Annotated in this window: 13 protein-coding genes; all 13 read right to left on the reverse strand. The window is 62.1% G+C overall.

From position 1 onward, the window contains the following. Positions 1-53: 53 nt before the first annotated feature. Complete coding sequence (ftsZ, locus tag HHJ18_RS10355) at positions 54-1283, reverse strand: cell division protein FtsZ (protein WP_296914822.1); 1230 nt, start codon at positions 1281-1283, stop codon at positions 54-56. A gap of 162 nt (positions 1284-1445) precedes the next feature. Further along, positions 1446-2675 carry a cell division protein FtsA gene (gene ftsA / locus HHJ18_RS10360; RefSeq protein WP_296914825.1) on the reverse strand — a complete coding sequence of 410 codons (1230 nt, stop codon included), beginning with the start codon at positions 2673-2675 and terminating at the stop codon, positions 1446-1448. Positions 2676-2681: 6 nt separating this feature from the next. Next, a complete protein-coding gene (locus HHJ18_RS10365) occupies positions 2682-3491 on the reverse strand; it encodes a cell division protein FtsQ/DivIB (RefSeq protein WP_296914828.1) in 810 nt (269 codons plus the stop codon). Further along, complete coding sequence (locus HHJ18_RS10370) at positions 3488-4474, reverse strand: D-alanine--D-alanine ligase (protein ID WP_296914830.1); 987 nt, start codon at positions 4472-4474, stop codon at positions 3488-3490. The genes HHJ18_RS10365 and HHJ18_RS10370 overlap by 4 nt, the downstream gene beginning before the upstream one ends. Beyond that, the gene (murC, locus tag HHJ18_RS10375) at positions 4471-5907 is read right to left on the reverse strand and encodes a UDP-N-acetylmuramate--L-alanine ligase (protein WP_296914831.1); all 1437 of its coding nucleotides are present in this window, start codon (positions 5905-5907) and stop codon (positions 4471-4473) included. The genes HHJ18_RS10370 and murC overlap by 4 nt, the downstream gene beginning before the upstream one ends. Then, positions 5904-6959 (reverse strand): undecaprenyldiphospho-muramoylpentapeptide beta-N-acetylglucosaminyltransferase, encoded by a 1056-nt coding sequence (gene murG / locus HHJ18_RS10380; RefSeq protein ID WP_296915192.1) that lies wholly within the window; start codon positions 6957-6959, stop codon positions 5904-5906. The genes murC and murG overlap by 4 nt, the downstream gene beginning before the upstream one ends. Before the next feature lie 140 nt (positions 6960-7099). Continuing rightward, positions 7100-8356 (reverse strand): putative lipid II flippase FtsW, encoded by a 1257-nt coding sequence (gene ftsW / locus HHJ18_RS10385; RefSeq protein ID WP_296914834.1) that lies wholly within the window; start codon positions 8354-8356, stop codon positions 7100-7102. Then, a complete protein-coding gene (gene murD / locus HHJ18_RS10390; protein WP_296914836.1) occupies positions 8353-9876 on the reverse strand; it encodes a UDP-N-acetylmuramoyl-L-alanine--D-glutamate ligase in 1524 nt (507 codons plus the stop codon). The genes ftsW and murD overlap by 4 nt, the downstream gene beginning before the upstream one ends. Then, positions 9873-11051 carry a phospho-N-acetylmuramoyl-pentapeptide-transferase gene (gene mraY / locus HHJ18_RS10395; RefSeq protein ID WP_296914838.1) on the reverse strand — a complete coding sequence of 393 codons (1179 nt, stop codon included), beginning with the start codon at positions 11049-11051 and terminating at the stop codon, positions 9873-9875. The genes murD and mraY overlap by 4 nt, the downstream gene beginning before the upstream one ends. Continuing rightward, positions 11041-12462: a UDP-N-acetylmuramoyl-tripeptide--D-alanyl-D-alanine ligase gene (gene murF, locus HHJ18_RS10400; RefSeq protein ID WP_296914841.1), complete on the reverse strand. Its 1422-nt coding sequence runs from the start codon at positions 12460-12462 to the stop codon at positions 11041-11043. Before murF ends, mraY begins: the two co-directional genes overlap by 11 nt. Beyond that, positions 12459-13970, reverse strand: coding sequence for a UDP-N-acetylmuramoyl-L-alanyl-D-glutamate--2,6-diaminopimelate ligase (locus HHJ18_RS10405; protein WP_296914844.1), 1512 nt, complete (start codon positions 13968-13970; stop codon positions 12459-12461). The genes murF and HHJ18_RS10405 overlap by 4 nt, the downstream gene beginning before the upstream one ends. Then, entirely contained in the window at positions 13967-15703 is a 1737-nt protein-coding gene (locus HHJ18_RS10410) for a penicillin-binding protein 2 (RefSeq protein WP_296914846.1), read from the reverse strand. Before HHJ18_RS10410 ends, HHJ18_RS10405 begins: the two co-directional genes overlap by 4 nt. Further along, entirely contained in the window at positions 15696-16007 is a 312-nt protein-coding gene (gene ftsL / locus HHJ18_RS10415; protein WP_296914848.1) for a cell division protein FtsL, read from the reverse strand. Before ftsL ends, HHJ18_RS10410 begins: the two co-directional genes overlap by 8 nt. Positions 16008-16071: the final 64 nt, after the last annotated feature.

The following is a 16071-nucleotide window of genomic DNA, read 5'->3' on the forward strand; positions in this document are numbered from 1 at the left end:
GTACGGCGAGCATCGCAAACGCGAGATCGACCCGCGCAGTAGCTTTACATCGACTAATCGGCTTGCTTGCGCAGGAAAGCTGGAATCTCGAAGTCATCCATGCCGCCCGATGCCAGCGCGTCCACCTTGGCCGCTGCCTGGGTGCGGTTGGTGCGCCATACGCTGGGCACCGTCATGTTGCCGTAGTCGGGTTGAGCCGATCCCATGGACGTTTGCGACACACCGGAACCTCCCGACACTGCGCTGAGTGTAGGTACATGAAAGGGCACGTTGTCGGTCCCAGTACGTAATACCTGCAGCGGGGGCGCATGGCGGCGCACTCCCTGGCGGCTCAGCCCGGTGGCAACCACCGTGACACGGATGTCATCGCCCAGGTCGTCATCGTAAGCCGTGCCATAGATCACATGCGCATCGGGTGAGGCGTAAGCGCGAATGGTGTTCATCGCCAGCTTGGACTCGGCCAATTTGAGCGAGCCTTTGGCTGCGGTGATCAGCACCAGCACGCCTTTGGCACCCGACAGGTCAATGCCTTCAAGTAGCGGGCAGGCGACGGCCTGTTCGGCGGCGATGCGCGCGCGGTCCGGGCCGTTGGCCTTGGCCGTGCCCATCATGGCTTTGCCGGGCTCGCCCATCACGGTGCGCACGTCTTCAAAGTCAACGTTGACATGGCCGGGCACATTGATGATCTCGGCAATACCGCCCACGGCGTTTTTCAGCACGTCGTTGGCGTGGGCAAAGGCTTCGTCCTGGGTCACCTCGTCGCCAAGCACCTCGAGCAGCTTTTCGTTGAGGATGACGATCAGCGAGTCCACATTGGCCTCCAGCTCGGTCAGCCCCAGATCAGCGTTGGTCATGCGGCGCCCGCCTTCGAAGTCGAAAGGCTTGGTCACCACGCCGACCGTCAAAATACCCATTTCCTTGGCCACGCGGGCAATCACCGGCGCTGCACCGGTGCCGGTTCCGCCGCCCATGCCGGCGGTGATGAACAGCATGTGCGCGCCGGCAATCGCGCTGCGGATGTCGTCAACCGCCAGTTCGGCCGCCTCGCGGCCCTTGTCGGGCTTGCTGCCGGCCCCCAGGCCGCTGCTGCCGAGCTGGATCGTCTTGTGCGCCGTGCCGCGCGTGAGCGCCTGCGCATCGGTGTTGGCGCAGATGAACTCGACGCCTTGCACGCCGCAGTCCATCATGTGCCCGACGGCGTTGCCGCCACCGCCGCCGACACCGATCACCTTGATCTGTGTGCCCTGGTTGAATTCTTCGATCTCAATCATTTCGATGCTCATTGGGAGCCCCCTTTTTCAGTAGATTCAATAAACCGCAGTTGCCAAAATTTTTTAAACACTTCCATGCTTCCATGTCTTGCCGGACGCCTCATGAAGGAGGGTCCGCGCCGCCAGAATAAAAACCACGAGAAGGACGACCGATGAAATTGAAAAAATGATTCATCAAAAGTTCCCCACAAACCAGTCTTTGACACGACCAAATGCGTTGTGCACACTGCCCGCCTTCTGCGCCACCTTGTAGCCGCGCATGCGCGCCATTCGTGCCTCTTCGAGCAAGCCCATGACAGTAGCCGCGCGGGCCTGCGCCACCATGTCGGACAACGCGCTGGAGTAACGCGGTATGCCGCGCCGCACGGGCTTGAGAAAGATGTCCTCGCCGAGTTCGACCATGCCGGGCATCATCACGCTGCCGCCGGTGATCACGATGCCGGAAGACAGCACCTCTTCGTAGCCGGACTCGCGGATGACCTGCTGAACCAGTGAATAAATTTCCTCGACACGCGGCTCGATCACGCCGGCCAGCGCCTGTTTGCTCAGCATACGCGGGCTGCGGTCGCCCAGGCCAGGCACTTCCACCTGCGTGTCTGGGTCGGCCAGCAACTGCTTGGCGTAACCGCTTTCAACCTTGATGTCCTCGGCGTCCTTGGTGGGCGTTCGCAGCGCCATGGCGATGTCGCTGGTGATCAGGTCGCCGGCAATCGGAATCACCGCAGTGTGCCGGATCGCGCCGCCGGTGAAGATGGCGACATCGGTGGTGCCGGCGCCAATGTCGACCAGCGCCACGCCTAATTCGCGCTCGTCCTGGGTCAGCACCGACAGGCTGGAGGCCAGCGGGTTGAGCATCAGCTGGTCCACTTCAAGACCACAGCGCCTGACGCATTTGATGATGTTCTCGGCCGCACTTTGCGCGCCGGTGACGATATGCACCTTGGCCTCCAGCCTTATGCCGCTCATGCCGATGGGCTCACGCACATCCTGGCCGTCGATCACAAACTCCTGCGGCTCGACCAGCAGCAGGCGCTGGTCGGTCGAGATGTTGATGGCCTTGGCAGTCTCTATCACGCGGGCCACGTCGGCCTGCGTGACTTCCTTGTCCTTCACCGCCACCATGCCGCTGGAGTTGATGCCGCGAATGTGGCTGCCGGTGATGCCGGTGTAGACACGGGCAATCTTGCAGTCGGCCATCAGCTCGGCCTCCTTCAACGCTTGCTGAATGCTCTGCACGGTCGCGTCAATGTTCACCACGACACCGCGCTTGAGGCCGTGACTGGCCGCAATGCCCAGCCCCGCCAACTTGAGCTCACCGCCCGGCATGACCTCGGCCACCACGGCCATCACCTTGCTGGTTCCAATGTCCAGCCCGACGACGAGATCTTTGTATTCCTTGGCCATCTGTATTTACCTTTTACTTTTATCTTTTTTATCGTCTTTGTCAGCCGGGCTGCCGGTGGTGACGCCCCTGAGCTTGATCGCGTAGCCGTTGCCATAACGAAGATCGGCGGACTCCAGCTCGCGCCCGTAGCGCGAGGAAACCTGGGTCAGCGTGGCGATGAAGCGGCGGGTGCGCGTGCTCAGCTCATCCATGGAGCCGTTGCCCAGTTCAATCACCGCGCCACTGTCGAGCTGGGCGCGCCAGCTGCCCTGGCCGGTCAACTGCAGCCGCTCCAGCACCGTGTCAATTTCTTCAAACATCGGCGCCAGCAACTGATAGGCGCGCAGCACCAGCGGGGCCTGGCCCTGCGGCCCGTTGAGCAGCGGCAGGTCTTCGGCTTCCAGATCGCCCTGGTTGGCTTCAAAAACTTCGCCAAAATTGTTGACCAGCCGAGCATCACCTTCCTGGCCCCAATAGGCAATCGCCTGGTGTTCCTGCAGCACCACCTTCAGGCGGCTGGGAAATTCACGCTGGACCACCGCGCGGCGCACCCAGGGCACGGCCTCGAAGGTCGCGCGCGCGCGGGCCAGGTCCACGGTAAAGAAATTGCCGGTCAGGTTGTGCGCCACATTGGCGCGCAGCGTGACGGCGTTGTTGTGTGACAAATCACCCTGCACATGAATGGCACTCAGGTTAAACAGCGACTGGCGCATCAGCCAGCCCAGCGCCAGCGCCAGCACCATGACGGCAAACGCCAGGCCCAGAAGCACCGACACGGTGTTCATGAGCTTGACGTCGAGCGGCAAGGGAGTCGGCAATGGCAGGGGACGAATCAAGGGGTGGCTCCGTCCGGTTGGAGGTAGTCGAGCGCCGCGCTCTTCAGCACCTCAACACACAGGTCTTCGTAAGAGATGCCCGCCGCCCGCGCTGACATCGGCACCAGCGAATGCCCGGTCATGCCCGGCGAGGTATTGATCTCAAGCAGGTAGGGCTGGCGCGTGGCCTTGTCAATCATCACGTCGGCACGAGCCCAGCCGCGGCAGTTGAGGGTGCGGTAAGCCTGCAGCACCAGGCCCTGAATGGCGGCTTCTTCGCCCTCAGGCAGGCCACAGGGCACCAGGTACTGAGTGATATCGGTGAAGTATTTGTTCTGGTAGTCGTAGTTGCCGTCGGGTGCGACGATGCGAATCACCGGCAGCGCTTGCGCAGTTGCGCCGGTTCCCAGCACCGGGCAAGTGACTTCGTCGCCACTGATGAACTGCTCGCACAAGATGTCGGCATCGAGTTGGGCCGCCTGCGCCACGGCCTCCGCCATGCCGGCCTGCGCCGTCACCTTGGTCAGGCCAAGCGAGGAGCCTTCGCGCGCGGGCTTGACGATTAGCGGCAGTCCCAGCTCATCGGCGATGGCGCCAAGGTCAGCACCGCCATAGCCGCCCTGCGCATCGCGGCGCAGCAGCGCATAGCGGGGAGTCGGCAGGCCTTCCGACAGGAGGACGCGTTTGGTCATGACCTTGTCGATGGCCATGCTCGACGCCATGACGCCAGAACCGGTGTAGGGAATCCCAAGCAGCTCGAGCGCGCCCTGCACCGTTCCATCCTCGCCGAAACGGCCATGCAGCGCAATGAAGCAGCGCGTAAACCCATCTTTCTTCAGCTCGCTCAGATCGCGTTCGGCGGGATCAAATGCATGGGCATCGACGCCGCGCGCGCGCAACGCCTGCAACACGCCGTGGCCCGACAACAACGAAATTTCACGCTCGGCGGAGCGTCCGCCCAGCAACACAGCCACTTTTCCAAAACCTTTAACGCTGTCAGTCATGGTCGATCTCCGGCACACAGCAGCTGGCGCCCGGCCGCCTGCACAATGTCCACGACCTTGCCGGGTTCCCGCCCAATCGAGCCGGCGCCCATGCACATGATCACGTCGCCTTCTTTGGCGTTGTCGACAATCGCTTGCGCCATAGCCTCAATCTCGTCGACAAAAATCGGCTCGACCTTGCCCGCCACGCGCAGCGCACGCGCCAGCGATCGGCCATCAGCCGCCACGATGGGCGCCTCGCCGGCGGCATAGACTTCGGCAAGCAATACGGCATCGGCCTGCCCCAGGACTTTGACGAAGTCCTCAAAGCAGTCGCGGGTGCGGCTGTAGCGGTGCGGCTGGAATGCCAGCACCAACCGCCTGCCGGGGAACGCGCCACGCGCTGCGGCCAGCGTGGCGGCAACTTCAACGGGGTGGTGTCCGTAGTCTTCAATCAGGGTGAACTGCCCGCCACCCTGCGCCGGCAGATCGCCGTAACTCTGGAAGCGCCGGCCCACGCCCTTGAATTCAGCCAGGGCTTTTTGCACGGCGGCATCGGGCACGTTGAGCTCCACGGCTATGGCAATGGCCGACAAGGCGTTGAGCACGTTGTGCTGGCCGGCGAGGTTGAGCACCACGTCCAGGTCGGGCAGGGTGACGCCGTTGCGCCGCTGCGCCGTGAAGTGCATTTGCGCGCCCACAGCCCGCACGTTGATGGCACGTACCTGCGCGTCCTCGCCAAAGCCGTAACTCGTAATGGGGCAGGAAACCTGGGGAATGATTTCACATACCGCCGGGTCATCGGTGCACAAAATCGCCGTGCCATAAAAAGGCATGCGGTGCAGAAAATCGACAAAGGCCTTTTTCAGGTTGCCAAAGTCATGGCCATAGGTCTCCATGTGGTCGGCGTCGATATTGGTGACCACCGCCATCACGGGCAACAGGTTCAGGAAGGAAGCGTCCGACTCGTCGGCTTCCACGACGATGTACTCACCCAGGCCCAACTTGGCGTTGGCACCGGCGCTGTTAAGCCGGCCCCCTATGACATAGGTCGGGTCCAGGCCGGCTTCGGCCAGCACACTGGCGACCAGGCTGGTGGTGGTGGTTTTTCCATGGGTGCCGGCAATGGCGATGCCGTGCTTCAGGCGCATCAACTCGGCCAGCATGAGGGCGCGCGGCACGACCGGAATGCGTTTTTCGCGCGCCGCGAGCACTTCGGGGTTGTCCGCCTGCACTGCAGTGGAGGTAACCACCGCATCGACCGTCACCAGATTGGACGCTGCATGACCGACAAAAGTCTTGATGCCGAGCCCGGCGAGGCGCCGCAAGGTGGAGCTGTCCGACAGGTCGGAGCCTGAAATGACATAACCGAGGTTGTGCAAGACTTCGGCAATGCCGGACATGCCCGCGCCGCCCAGTCCGATGAAGTGAATGTGTTTGATGGCGTGCTTCATGTCACAAGTTCCTCGCAGGCCGCCACGACACGCGCTGTAGCCTCTGTTTTTTGCATAGATTTAGCCTGCAGCGCCCGTTGTATAAGCGTAGAGCGCTCTGTTTTTTGTAGCATTTCGGCCAGCAGCGGAGCCGTCAGGTCACGCTGCGGCACCAGCCAGCCGCCGCCCTGGTCGACCAAAAACCTGGCATTGCTGGTCTGGTGGTCGTCCACAGCGGATGGAAGGGGCACAAACATTGCCGCGGCGCCAACGGCTGCGATTTCGGTCACCGTACTGGCGCCTGCGCGGCAGATGATCAGGTCGGCGTCGGCAAACGCCTGCGCCGTGTCTTCGATGAAGGGCGTGAGTTCAGCCTGCACGCCTGCGGCCGCGTAGTGGGCGCGCAGCGCCTCGATCTGACGGGCACCGCTTTGATGCGTGACCTGCGGACGGCTGGCCTCGGGGATCAGCGCGAGCGCCTTGGGAACCAGCGCATTCAGGGCGCTGGCCCCCAGGCTGCCGCCGACAATCAGCAGCTTTAAGGGCCCGCTGCGCCCAGCAAAACGCGCGGCCGGATCGGGCTGCTGGATAAAAGCCGGGCGCAAGGGGTTGCCGATCCAGTCGGCTTTCTTGAGCGCACCGGGAAAAGCCGTAAAGACCCGATCGGCAACACCGGACATGACCCTGTTGACCAAGCCGGCGACGGAGTTTTGTTCATGCAGCACCAGCGGCTTACCCAGCAGCACACTCATCAGGCCGGCCGGAAAGCTGATGTAGCCGCCAAGACCGAGCACCACATCGGGCTTGATACGTCTAAGCACCTGCAGGCTTTGCCAGAACGCCTTAAGCAGGCGCAGCGGCAACAACACCAGCGTGGCCGGGCCTTTGCCGCGCACGCCGGAAAAATCAATCGACTCAAATGCAAAGCCGCGCGGCGGCACCAGTTGGCTTTCCATGCTGGGTTGGCCTGCGCTGCCGCTGCCGCCCAGCCAGTGCACGCGCCAGCCGCGCTCGCGCAAGGCTTCAGCCACGGCAAGCCCTGGAAAAATGTGGCCACCGGTACCACCGGCCATGACCAAGGCAGTATGGACGGCCCCCACGCTTTTCACTGCGTGTAATGCGCTGCCCCCCAGGGGGGCTGAACTTGCTTGGGGCTGCCCGGCGCTGCGTTCGGGGGCCCCCACGCTTTTCGCTCCGTGTACTGCGCTGGCGCTCATGAACGGCCTCCGCGCATCAGGGTACGGTTCTCGAAATCGATTCGCAGCACCACCGCCAGGGAAATCAGGTTCATCAAAATGGCCGAACCGCCATAGCTCATCAAGGGCAAGGTCAGGCCCTTGGTCGGCAAAGCGCCCAGGTTCACGCCTATGTTGATAAAGGTCTGAAAGCCCAACCAGATGCCGACACCCTGCGCCACCAGCCCGGCAAACACCTGGTCGAGCGCGATCGACTGACGACCTATGAGCATGATGCGGCGGATCATCCACATGAACAGGCCAATCACCACCAGCACGCCCAACAGGCCAAACTCCTCGCCGATCACGGCCATCAGGAAGTCGGTATGCGCTTCGGGCAGCCAGTGAAGTTTTTCAATGCTGCCGCCCAGGCCGACGCCGAAGATTTCACCGCGACCGAAGGCAATCAGTGAGTGGGTCAACTGGTAACCCTTGCCCATGGAGAACTTGTCGCTCCAAGGATCCAGATAGGCAAAAATCCGCTCGCGCCGCCACTCGCTGAGCATCACCATCAGTCCAAATGCAACCACCACCACGCCGGCGATGACAAAGAACATACGCGCATTGACGCCGCCCAGAAAGAGAATGCCCATGGCGATCACCGAGATCACCATGAAGGCGCCCATATCAGGTTCGGCCAGCAACAACACGCCCACCACCGCAACTGCGGTAGCCATGGGCAGCACGGCACGAAAGAAGCGCTCTTTGACTTCCATTTTGCGAACCATATAGTCTGCGGCGTACAGCAGCACTGCGAATTTCGCCAACTCCGAGGGCTGAAAGTTGATGATGCCCAGCGAGATCCAGCGACGCGCACCATTGACACCCTTGCCCATGAAGGGCAGCAGCACCAGTATCAGCAGCAGCAGGGAAGCGATAAACAGCCAGGGCGCCAGTTTTTCCCATCGCGACATGGGAACCTGAAACGCTACCAGCGCTGCCACGAATGCCACCACCAGCGAGGCGAAGTGGCGCAGCAGAAAATGGGTGTGCGCGTAGCGGGCGAATTTGGGGTTGTCAGGCATCGCAACCGACGCCGAATAGACCATGACCAGACCCCACATCAGCAAGGCCACCGTGACCCAGACCAGCGTCTGGTCAAAGCCAGCCATGCGCGCAGGTGGCGGCGCCAGCGAGCGCTGCAAGCTTTGGCCGCCGAGCCGGATCGGCAGCGCGTCAGAGGCGGCTTTGCCGGCGCCCGAGAACCAGCCAAAAAAGCCCGTGGCAGTGGTCACAGCACGGCCCCCTGTTCATGGCCGAGGGCCTGAACCGCTTCGCAAAAGACGCGGGCCCGGTGTTCGTAGTTTTCAAACATGTCAAAACTGGCGCAGGCCGGCGACATCAACACGGCGTCACCGCCCCTGGCCTGCTGCGCGGCCACGCTGACCGCCTCCTGCATCGACGCGGCATCCAGTAGCGGCACATGTCTGTCTTGCAACGCGGCGCGGATCAGGCCCGCATCGCGCCCTATCAGCACCACGGCGCGGGCATAGCGCGACACCGGGCCGGCCAGCAGCGAGAAATCCTGCCCCTTGCCTTCACCGCCCAAGATCAATACCAGTTTGCGGTCACTGCCCAGGCCAGCCAGCGCCGCCGCGGTGGCACCCACGTTGGTGCCCTTGCTGTCGTCGAAGTACTCGACCTCATTGACGACGGCTACCGACTCCACCCGATGCGGCTCTCCCCGGTATTCACGCAGGCCATGCAGCATGGGCGCCAGGGCGCAATCCGCCGCCAGCGCAAGACCGAGGGCGGCCAGGGCATTGGTGGCGTTGTGGCGCCCATGGATACGCAGCGCATCGAGCGGCATCAGGCGCTGGATATGCAGCACCACCTCTTCGTCCTTGCGACGCTTGATGGTTTCATCGGCCAACGCCGCACGCACCAGCCATGCCATGCCGTTGACGGTTTCAATGCCGTAGTCGCCGGGGCGCTGCGGCTCGTCACCGCCAAAAGTCAGGTAGGCACGCAGCGGCTTGCCTTTGACCAGTGGCGGCAAGGCTGCCATCACCAGAGCATCATCCCGGTTGAGCAGCATCAGGCCGGCGCTGCCGTACACACGGGCCTTGGCTGCGCTGTAGGCGGCCAGGGTTTCGTGCCAGTCCATATGGTCCTGCGTCACGTTGAGCACCGTCGCTACGGTGGGCTCGAAGTTCGTGACGCGGTCCAGCTGAAAGCTCGACAGCTCCAGCACCCACACCTCAGGCAGGTCCGGCACAACGTCGACTTCGGCGAATTCCCGTTTCTCGTCGAGCTTCTCCATCAGGGTATCGAGCAGCGTCGGGCCGATATTGCCCGCCACTGCCACCGATTTTCCGGCGCGCTGCACCAGCTGACCAGTCAGCGAGGTCACGGTGGTTTTGCCGTTGGTACCGGTGATGGCTATGACCTGCGGCGCGTAGCCACGCTCTTCTTTCAAATCGGCCAGCGCCTGAGCGAAAAGGCTGAGCTCGTTGCCGCAGGTTATGCCTTGGGCTTCTGCCGCACGGATCACACCAGCCACGCTGGATGGTGACAAGCCCGGGCTTTTCAGCACCATGTCATAGGCAGCCGTCGCCAGCAACGCCTCGCTCATCGCAGCGTTAACAAACTTCACCGCAGGCACAGCGGATTGCAGCGCCGCCAGCTGCGGCGGTGCTGCCCGGGTATCGGCCACAGTCACTTGCGCACCCCAGCGGACGCACCAACGCGCCAGCGCCAGGCCCGAAGCGCCAAGCCCCAGTATCAGAATGTTTTTTTGGTCCAGCTGCTTCATCGGAGTTTCAGCGTTGACAGGCCGACCAGGCATAGCAGTATGGTGATGATCCAGAAACGCACGACCACTTGCGTTTCCTTCCAGCCGCTTTTCTCGAAATGGTGGTGCAGTGGTGCCATTTTTAAAAGACGCCGTCCTTCGCCAAAGCGTTTTCGGGTGTACTTGAACCACACGACCTGCAGCATCACGGACAAGGCTTCTACGACAAAAATACCGCCCATGATGGCTAGCACAATTTCCTGGCGCACGATGACCGCGACAGTCCCAAGTGCAGCGCCCAAGGCCAGTGCGCCGACGTCGCCCATAAAGACCTGGGCGGGATGCGTGTTGAACCACAAGAATGCCAGACCGGCGCCCGCCATAGCGGAACAAAATATCAGCAGTTCACCGGCGCCAGGAATGTGCGGAAAGAAAAGGTATTTGGAGTAAACGGCGCTGCCTGTGACATAAGCAAAGACGCCCAGCGAAGAGCCCACCAGGACGACCGGCATGATGGCCAGCCCGTCCAGACCGTCCGTCAGGTTGACGGCGTTGCTCGAACCCACGATCACGAGATAGGTCAGGATGACAAAACCAAAGACACCCAACGGATAGCTCACTTCTTTGGCAAACGGCAGCAGCAATCCGGCCTTGGGCGGCAAGTTCACATCAAAACCTGACTGCACCCAGCTGAAGAAAAGCTGCAGCACGCGCAGGTTGGAGCTCTCCGAGATGCTGAACACCAGGTACAGCGCGGCCACCAGACCGATCACCGATTGCCAAAAATATTTCTCGCGCGACCGCATGCCTTCCGGGTCCTTGAGCACCACTTTGCGCCAGTCATCGGCCCAGCCGATGGCACCGAAGCCCAAGGTCACGATCAGCACGATCCAGACGAAACGGTTGGACAGGTCAAACCACAGCAATGTCGAGATACCGATCGCCAGCAGGATCAACACTCCGCCCATGGTGGGCGTGCCACTTTTGCTCAGGTGCGTCTGCATCGCGTACTCGCGTATCGGTTGACCGATCTTGAGAAATATCAACCGGCGAATCACAAATGGCCCGGCCAGCAGGCCTATCAGCAATGCCGTGAGCGCTGCCATGACGGCGCGAAACGTCAGATATTGAAATACCCTGAAAAAGCCAAATTCAGGCGATAAGGTCTGGAGCCACTGGGCCAGGCTAAGCAGCATGCGGCTCTTTCTTGTGTTGTTCGGTTTGATGGTGTGCGTGGTCGTCTGCGAGACCGGTCAGGGCCTGCACCACGCGTTCCATCTTCATGAAGCGCGAACCCTTTACCAGCACACTAGCCACTTCGGGTAACTCGGCCACAATCGCTGCAAGCAGCTCGTCGATGGCCAAAAAATGGCGTCCGCGGCCAAAGGCAAGAGCCGCCCTTTCAGACTGCGCGCCCAGCGTGAAGAGTTTTTCTACGCCCAGCGCGTGGGCGTGCTGGCCAGCTTCGTCATGGAACTGCGGGCCTTGGTCGCCCACCTCGCCCATGTCACCCATCACCAGCAAGCGCGGCCCGGGCAGTTCGGCCAACACCTCGATGGCGGCACGCATGGAATCGGGATTGGCGTTGTAGCTGTCGTCAATCAGCGTTAGCACACGACCGGGCTGGCCGGGAACAACCAGCGGTATGGCACGCGAGCGCCCCTTAACCGGAACAAAGGTTGACAGGCCCGCAGCAATGAAAGATGTCGGCACGCCTGCAGCGAGGGCGCAGGCCACCGCAGCCAGGGCGTTCTTGACGTTGTGCCGACCGGCAATGTGCAGCGAAAAATCAATCGGACCCGACGGCGTTTTCGCCTCTACTTGCCAGCAATCGCCGCTCCAGCGCGCACTGGCGGTCACCTCTGCGGGGCCGGAAAGCGCAAAAGTCACGACTTGCCGCGCACCCGCCAGCGCGCGCCAGAGCGCGCTGTAGTCGTCGTCAGCAGGGAAAACCGCGATGCCGGCCACAGCCAGCGACGCCATCACGGCACCATTTTCCCGGGCTACTGCTTGCACCGTGGCCATGAACTCAAGGTGCTCACGCTGGGCGTTATTGACCAACGCTACGCTGGGCCTGGCGATGGCTGCCAGATAGGCAATCTCCCCAGGGTGGTTCATCCCCAGTTCGACCACGCCGACCTGGTGCGAGGCGCGCAGGCGCAGCAGCGTCAGCGGCACACCAATGTCATTGTTGAGGTTGCCCTTGGTAGCAAAGGCCTGATCTGATTTCCAGGCGCGCAAGATGGACGCGATCATCTGTGTGACCGTGGTCTTGCCGTTGCTTCCTGTCACGGCGATGAGCGGCAAATTGAATTGCGAACGCCAGCCGGCCGCCAGCTGGCCCAGCGCCAGTTTGGGGTCGGCCACCTGCAGACCGGACAAGCCAGCCCCGGCCAGACCATGGTGGGCAATCGCCGCCACCGCGCCATGCGCCGACGCTTGCGCCAGAAATTCGTGGGCATCGAAACGATCACCCTTGAGCGCAACGAAAAGATCGCCGGCCTGCAGGCTGCGCGTGTCGGTATGCACGCGCAGAAAATTCACACGCCCATCGCCCACCAGCTTGGCCGATGGCAACCAGCCCAGGGCTTGCTGCAGGGTCATCATGCGGCGCCTCCTGTAACCGGGCGTCCAGCCGTCAACGCGCCCAGTGCGGCCTGCGCATGCGCCCGGTCAGAAAATGGTAGTTTCTGGCCGCCAATCTCCTGATAACTTTCATGGCCCTTGCCGGCGAGGAGAACCACATCGTGCGGCTGCGCCAGGCTCAGCGCATGGGCTATTGCAACTGCGCGATCGGCCTGCACATGGACGGCGTCACGGTGGCTCAAGCCCAGCAAGACCTGGCCCATGATGACCAGCGGGTTTTCACTGCGCGGATTGTCGCTGGTCAGCACCACCTGGTCAGCATTGTTTTCTGCCACCGCCGCCATCAAGGGGCGTTTGCTGGCATCACGGTCGCCGCCGCAACCAAACACACACCAAACCTGCCCACCCCGGTTCAGCGCGACCGGCTTAAGCGCCATCAAAACTTTTTCTAGCGCGTCGGGCGTGTGCGCGTAGTCGATGACGACGAGCGGCAACCCCTCCATGGCGATGATTTCCATGCGTCCCGGCACCGGCGCCAGGTCTGCGCAGGCGCTGACGGCGTCGGTCAGCGGCAGCCCCAGGGCACGCAGGGCCCCCGTCACCCCCAGCAGGTTGGACACGTTGTACTGCCCGACCAGATGGGTCGAAATGCGGTGGCGCTCCGCGCCTTCACCATCACCTTCAACGACGTCAAAGCTCAAAGTCTGCGCACCGTGATGAATGGCGCGCGCTTGCAGCCGTGCCGGCCGCTCGCATGAAAATGTCCAGACATCCAGGGCAGAACCCGTCAGCGAAGCGCTCAATTCAACACCTTTGCTGTCGTCAACATTGATGACTGCCGCCTTCAGGCCGGGCCAGCCGAACAACATTTTCTTGGCCTCCCAATAGGACTGCATCGAGGCGTGGTAGTCGAGATGGTCTTGCGTGAAATTGGTGAAGATGGCGACCTGCACAGCAGTCGCGTCGAGTCGCCGCTCGACAATCCCCACCGAAGACGCTTCCAGCGCACACGCGCTAAAGCCCTCATCGACAAAGCGCCGCAGCTGCTGCTGCAGCAGCACCGGATCAGGCGTGGTCAAACCATTAAAGACCATGGCACCGGGCTCGCCGATGCCCAGGGTTCCGACGACACCGCATTTGCGCCCCAGACGGCCCAAGGCCTGCGCCAGCCACCAGGCGGTCGAGGTCTTGCCGTTGGTACCAGTGACCGCTACCACCTGCAACTGCCGGCTAGGCGAATTGAAATAGGCTGCGGCAATGGGCCCTGTAGCCGCCTTGAGTCCAGCGTAAGTCGCGATTCTTTCGTCCTTGAAAGCATAGGCTAAGGCGCCTTCCTGCTCAACCAGGCAAGCTGCAGCGCCCGCGGCAAGCGCATCAGCGACATAGTTGCGGCCGTCGGTTGCCGCGCCTGGCCAGGCCACAAAGCCGTCGCCCTGGCAGAGCTTGCGGCTGTCCGTTGCGAGGCTGCCCGTGACGCGTTCGCGCAACCAGTTAGCCGCCTGTTCGGGTGTGTAGAGTTGCGGGGTCAAAACGACTCCTCCACAGCCTGCGTCGCAATCTGCGGCTTGACACTCATGTCGGGCTGCACGCCCATCATGCGCAGCGTCTGCTGAACCACTTCGCTAAATACCGGGGCGGCCGCGATGCCGCCATAGTATTGACCATCGCCCGGCTCATCGATCATCACCGCCACAATAATGCGCGGCGCTTCGATCGGGGCCATACCGGTAAACCAGGCGCGGTACTTATTGCGGGCATAGCTTTTCCCAACCTGCTTGCGCGCCGTGCCTGACTTGCCACCGACCGAATAGCCGAGCGTCTGCGCCAACGGGCCGGTGCCGCCCGGCGCCGCAGCCATCTTGAGCATGCGCCGCACGGCGTGCGCGTTCTCGGCCGAAAAAACTTTAACGCCGACGGCTGGTTCGCTGCTCTTGAGCATGGTGACCGGAATGATCTGCCCATCGTGCGCAAATGAAGTGTAGGAATGCGCCATCTGGAACAGCGAGGCCGACAGGCCATAGCCGTAAGCCATGGTTGCCTGCTCCACCGGCCGCCAGGTTTTCCACGGCCGCAACCGGCCCGTCACGGCGCCGGGAAACTCGATCTGCGGCTTTTGCCCATAGCCCAGCGCGACATAGGTATTCCACATCTCGTGGGGACTCATTTTTTGCGCAATTTTCAGCGCGCCGACGTTGCTGGACTTCTGAATCACACCTTCGACCGTGAGCGTGCCGTAATTGTGGGTGTCGCTGATGGTGAAGCCACCAATACTGAAACGGCCGGGACCGGTTTCGATCAGCGTCTGCGGCTTGACGCGGCCCGCTTCCAGCGCCATCGCCACCGTGATCGGCTTCATGGTCGAGCCGGGCTCGAAGGTGTCGGTAATGGCACGGTTGCGCAGTTGTTCGCCCGTCAGGTTTTGCCGTTTGTCTGGAACGTAGCTCGGGTAGTTGGCAAGCGCCAGCACCTCGCCCGTGATGGTATCGAGCACGACCACGCTGCCGGCCTTGGCCTTGCGCGCGATCACCGCGTCACGCAGCTTTTGGTAGGCGAAGAACTGCACTTTGCTGTCTACGCTGAGTTGGATATCTTTGCCCTCGACCGGCGGCACCTGCTCGCCAACGCCTTCGACGACGCGGCCCAGCCGGTCCTTGATCACGCGCCGGGATCCTGCCTTGCCGGCGAGTTCCTTGTTAAAAGCAAGCTCAATGCCTTCCTGGCCGCGGTCCTCCACATTGGTAAAACCGACCACGTGTGCAATGGTTTCGCCCTCGGGATACTTGCGCTTGTATTCCTTGCGCTGATAAATGCCCTTGATGCCCAGCGCCTGGATTTTTTGCGCCACTGGCTCGTCCACCTGGCGCTTGATCCAGACAAAGGTCTTGTCCTCATCGCCAAGCTTTTTGTTCAGATCGACCAGCGGCATCTCCAGCAGTTTGGCCAACTCCGCGAGCTGGGCCTTGCTGGCTTCAACGTCTTCCGGAATCGCCCAGATGCTCGGTGCGGGCACGCTGGAGGCCAGGATCAGACCGTTGCGATCCAGGATGCGGCCGCGGTTGGCAGGCAGTTCCAGGGTGCGCGCAAATCGGACTTCGCCCTGGCGCTGAAAGAATTCATTGCCGAAAATCTGTATGTAGGCCGCCCTTGCGGCAAGTCCGGCAAAAGCCATCGCCACTGCAGCGACGATGAATTTACTGCGCCAGACCGGCGTCTTGCTGGCGAGCAAGGGACTTGAGGTGTAGCGCACGCTCCTTCTACTCATGCTGCGCCCCTTTGGCCTGGGCTGCCGGAGCCGCCGCGCCATTTTTGTAGCTCACGTACTGCGTGATGGCGGGCGTGGCGGTGCGCATCTGCAGGCGGTCTCTGGCGAGTTTCTCGACCTTGAGCGGCGTCGCCTGGGCGCGCCTTTCCACCTGCAAGCGTTCGCTGTCCGTTTCTAGTGACCGGCTCTGGGTTGCGACCTTCTCCAGCTCCACATAAAGGCGGCGCGACTCGTACTGGGTATGCACGAGGTACAGTGCGCTGGCCAGTACGGCCAACAAAAGAACCAGATTCAAGCGGGCCATATCACCCCCACGCTGTTCACTTCGTGTGCCGCGCTTCCCCTTGCATAAGGGGAAGGGGCTGAAC

The organism is Polaromonas sp. (assembly GCF_012927455.1).
Lineage (GTDB): Bacteria > Pseudomonadota > Gammaproteobacteria > Burkholderiales > Burkholderiaceae_C > Polaromonas.

What these genes read in the sequence shown, in the direction of transcription:
- ftsA (WP_296914825.1), bottom strand. Translation starts at nt 2,675, where the DNA reads ATGGCCAAGGAATACAAAGATCTCGTCGTCGGGCTGGACATTGGAACC.
- mraY (WP_296914838.1), bottom strand. Translation starts at nt 11,051, where the DNA reads ATGCTGCTTAGCCTGGCCCAGTGGCTCCAGACCTTATCGCCTGAATTT.
- murG (WP_296915192.1), bottom strand. Translation starts at nt 6,959, where the DNA reads ATGGCCGGTGGTACCGGTGGCCACATTTTTCCAGGGCTTGCCGTGGCT.
- murC (WP_296914831.1), bottom strand. Translation starts at nt 5,907, where the DNA reads ATGAAGCACGCCATCAAACACATTCACTTCATCGGACTGGGCGGCGCG.
- HHJ18_RS10410 (WP_296914846.1), bottom strand. Translation starts at nt 15,703, where the DNA reads ATGAGTAGAAGGAGCGTGCGCTACACCTCAAGTCCCTTGCTCGCCAGC.
- HHJ18_RS10370 (WP_296914830.1), bottom strand. Translation starts at nt 4,474, where the DNA reads ATGACTGACAGCGTTAAAGGTTTTGGAAAAGTGGCTGTGTTGCTGGGC.
- ftsL (WP_296914848.1), bottom strand. Translation starts at nt 16,007, where the DNA reads ATGGCCCGCTTGAATCTGGTTCTTTTGTTGGCCGTACTGGCCAGCGCA.
- ftsZ (WP_296914822.1), bottom strand. Translation starts at nt 1,283, where the DNA reads ATGAGCATCGAAATGATTGAGATCGAAGAATTCAACCAGGGCACACAG.
- murF (WP_296914841.1), bottom strand. Translation starts at nt 12,462, where the DNA reads ATGATGACCCTGCAGCAAGCCCTGGGCTGGTTGCCATCGGCCAAGCTG.
- murD (WP_296914836.1), bottom strand. Translation starts at nt 9,876, where the DNA reads ATGAAGCAGCTGGACCAAAAAAACATTCTGATACTGGGGCTTGGCGCT.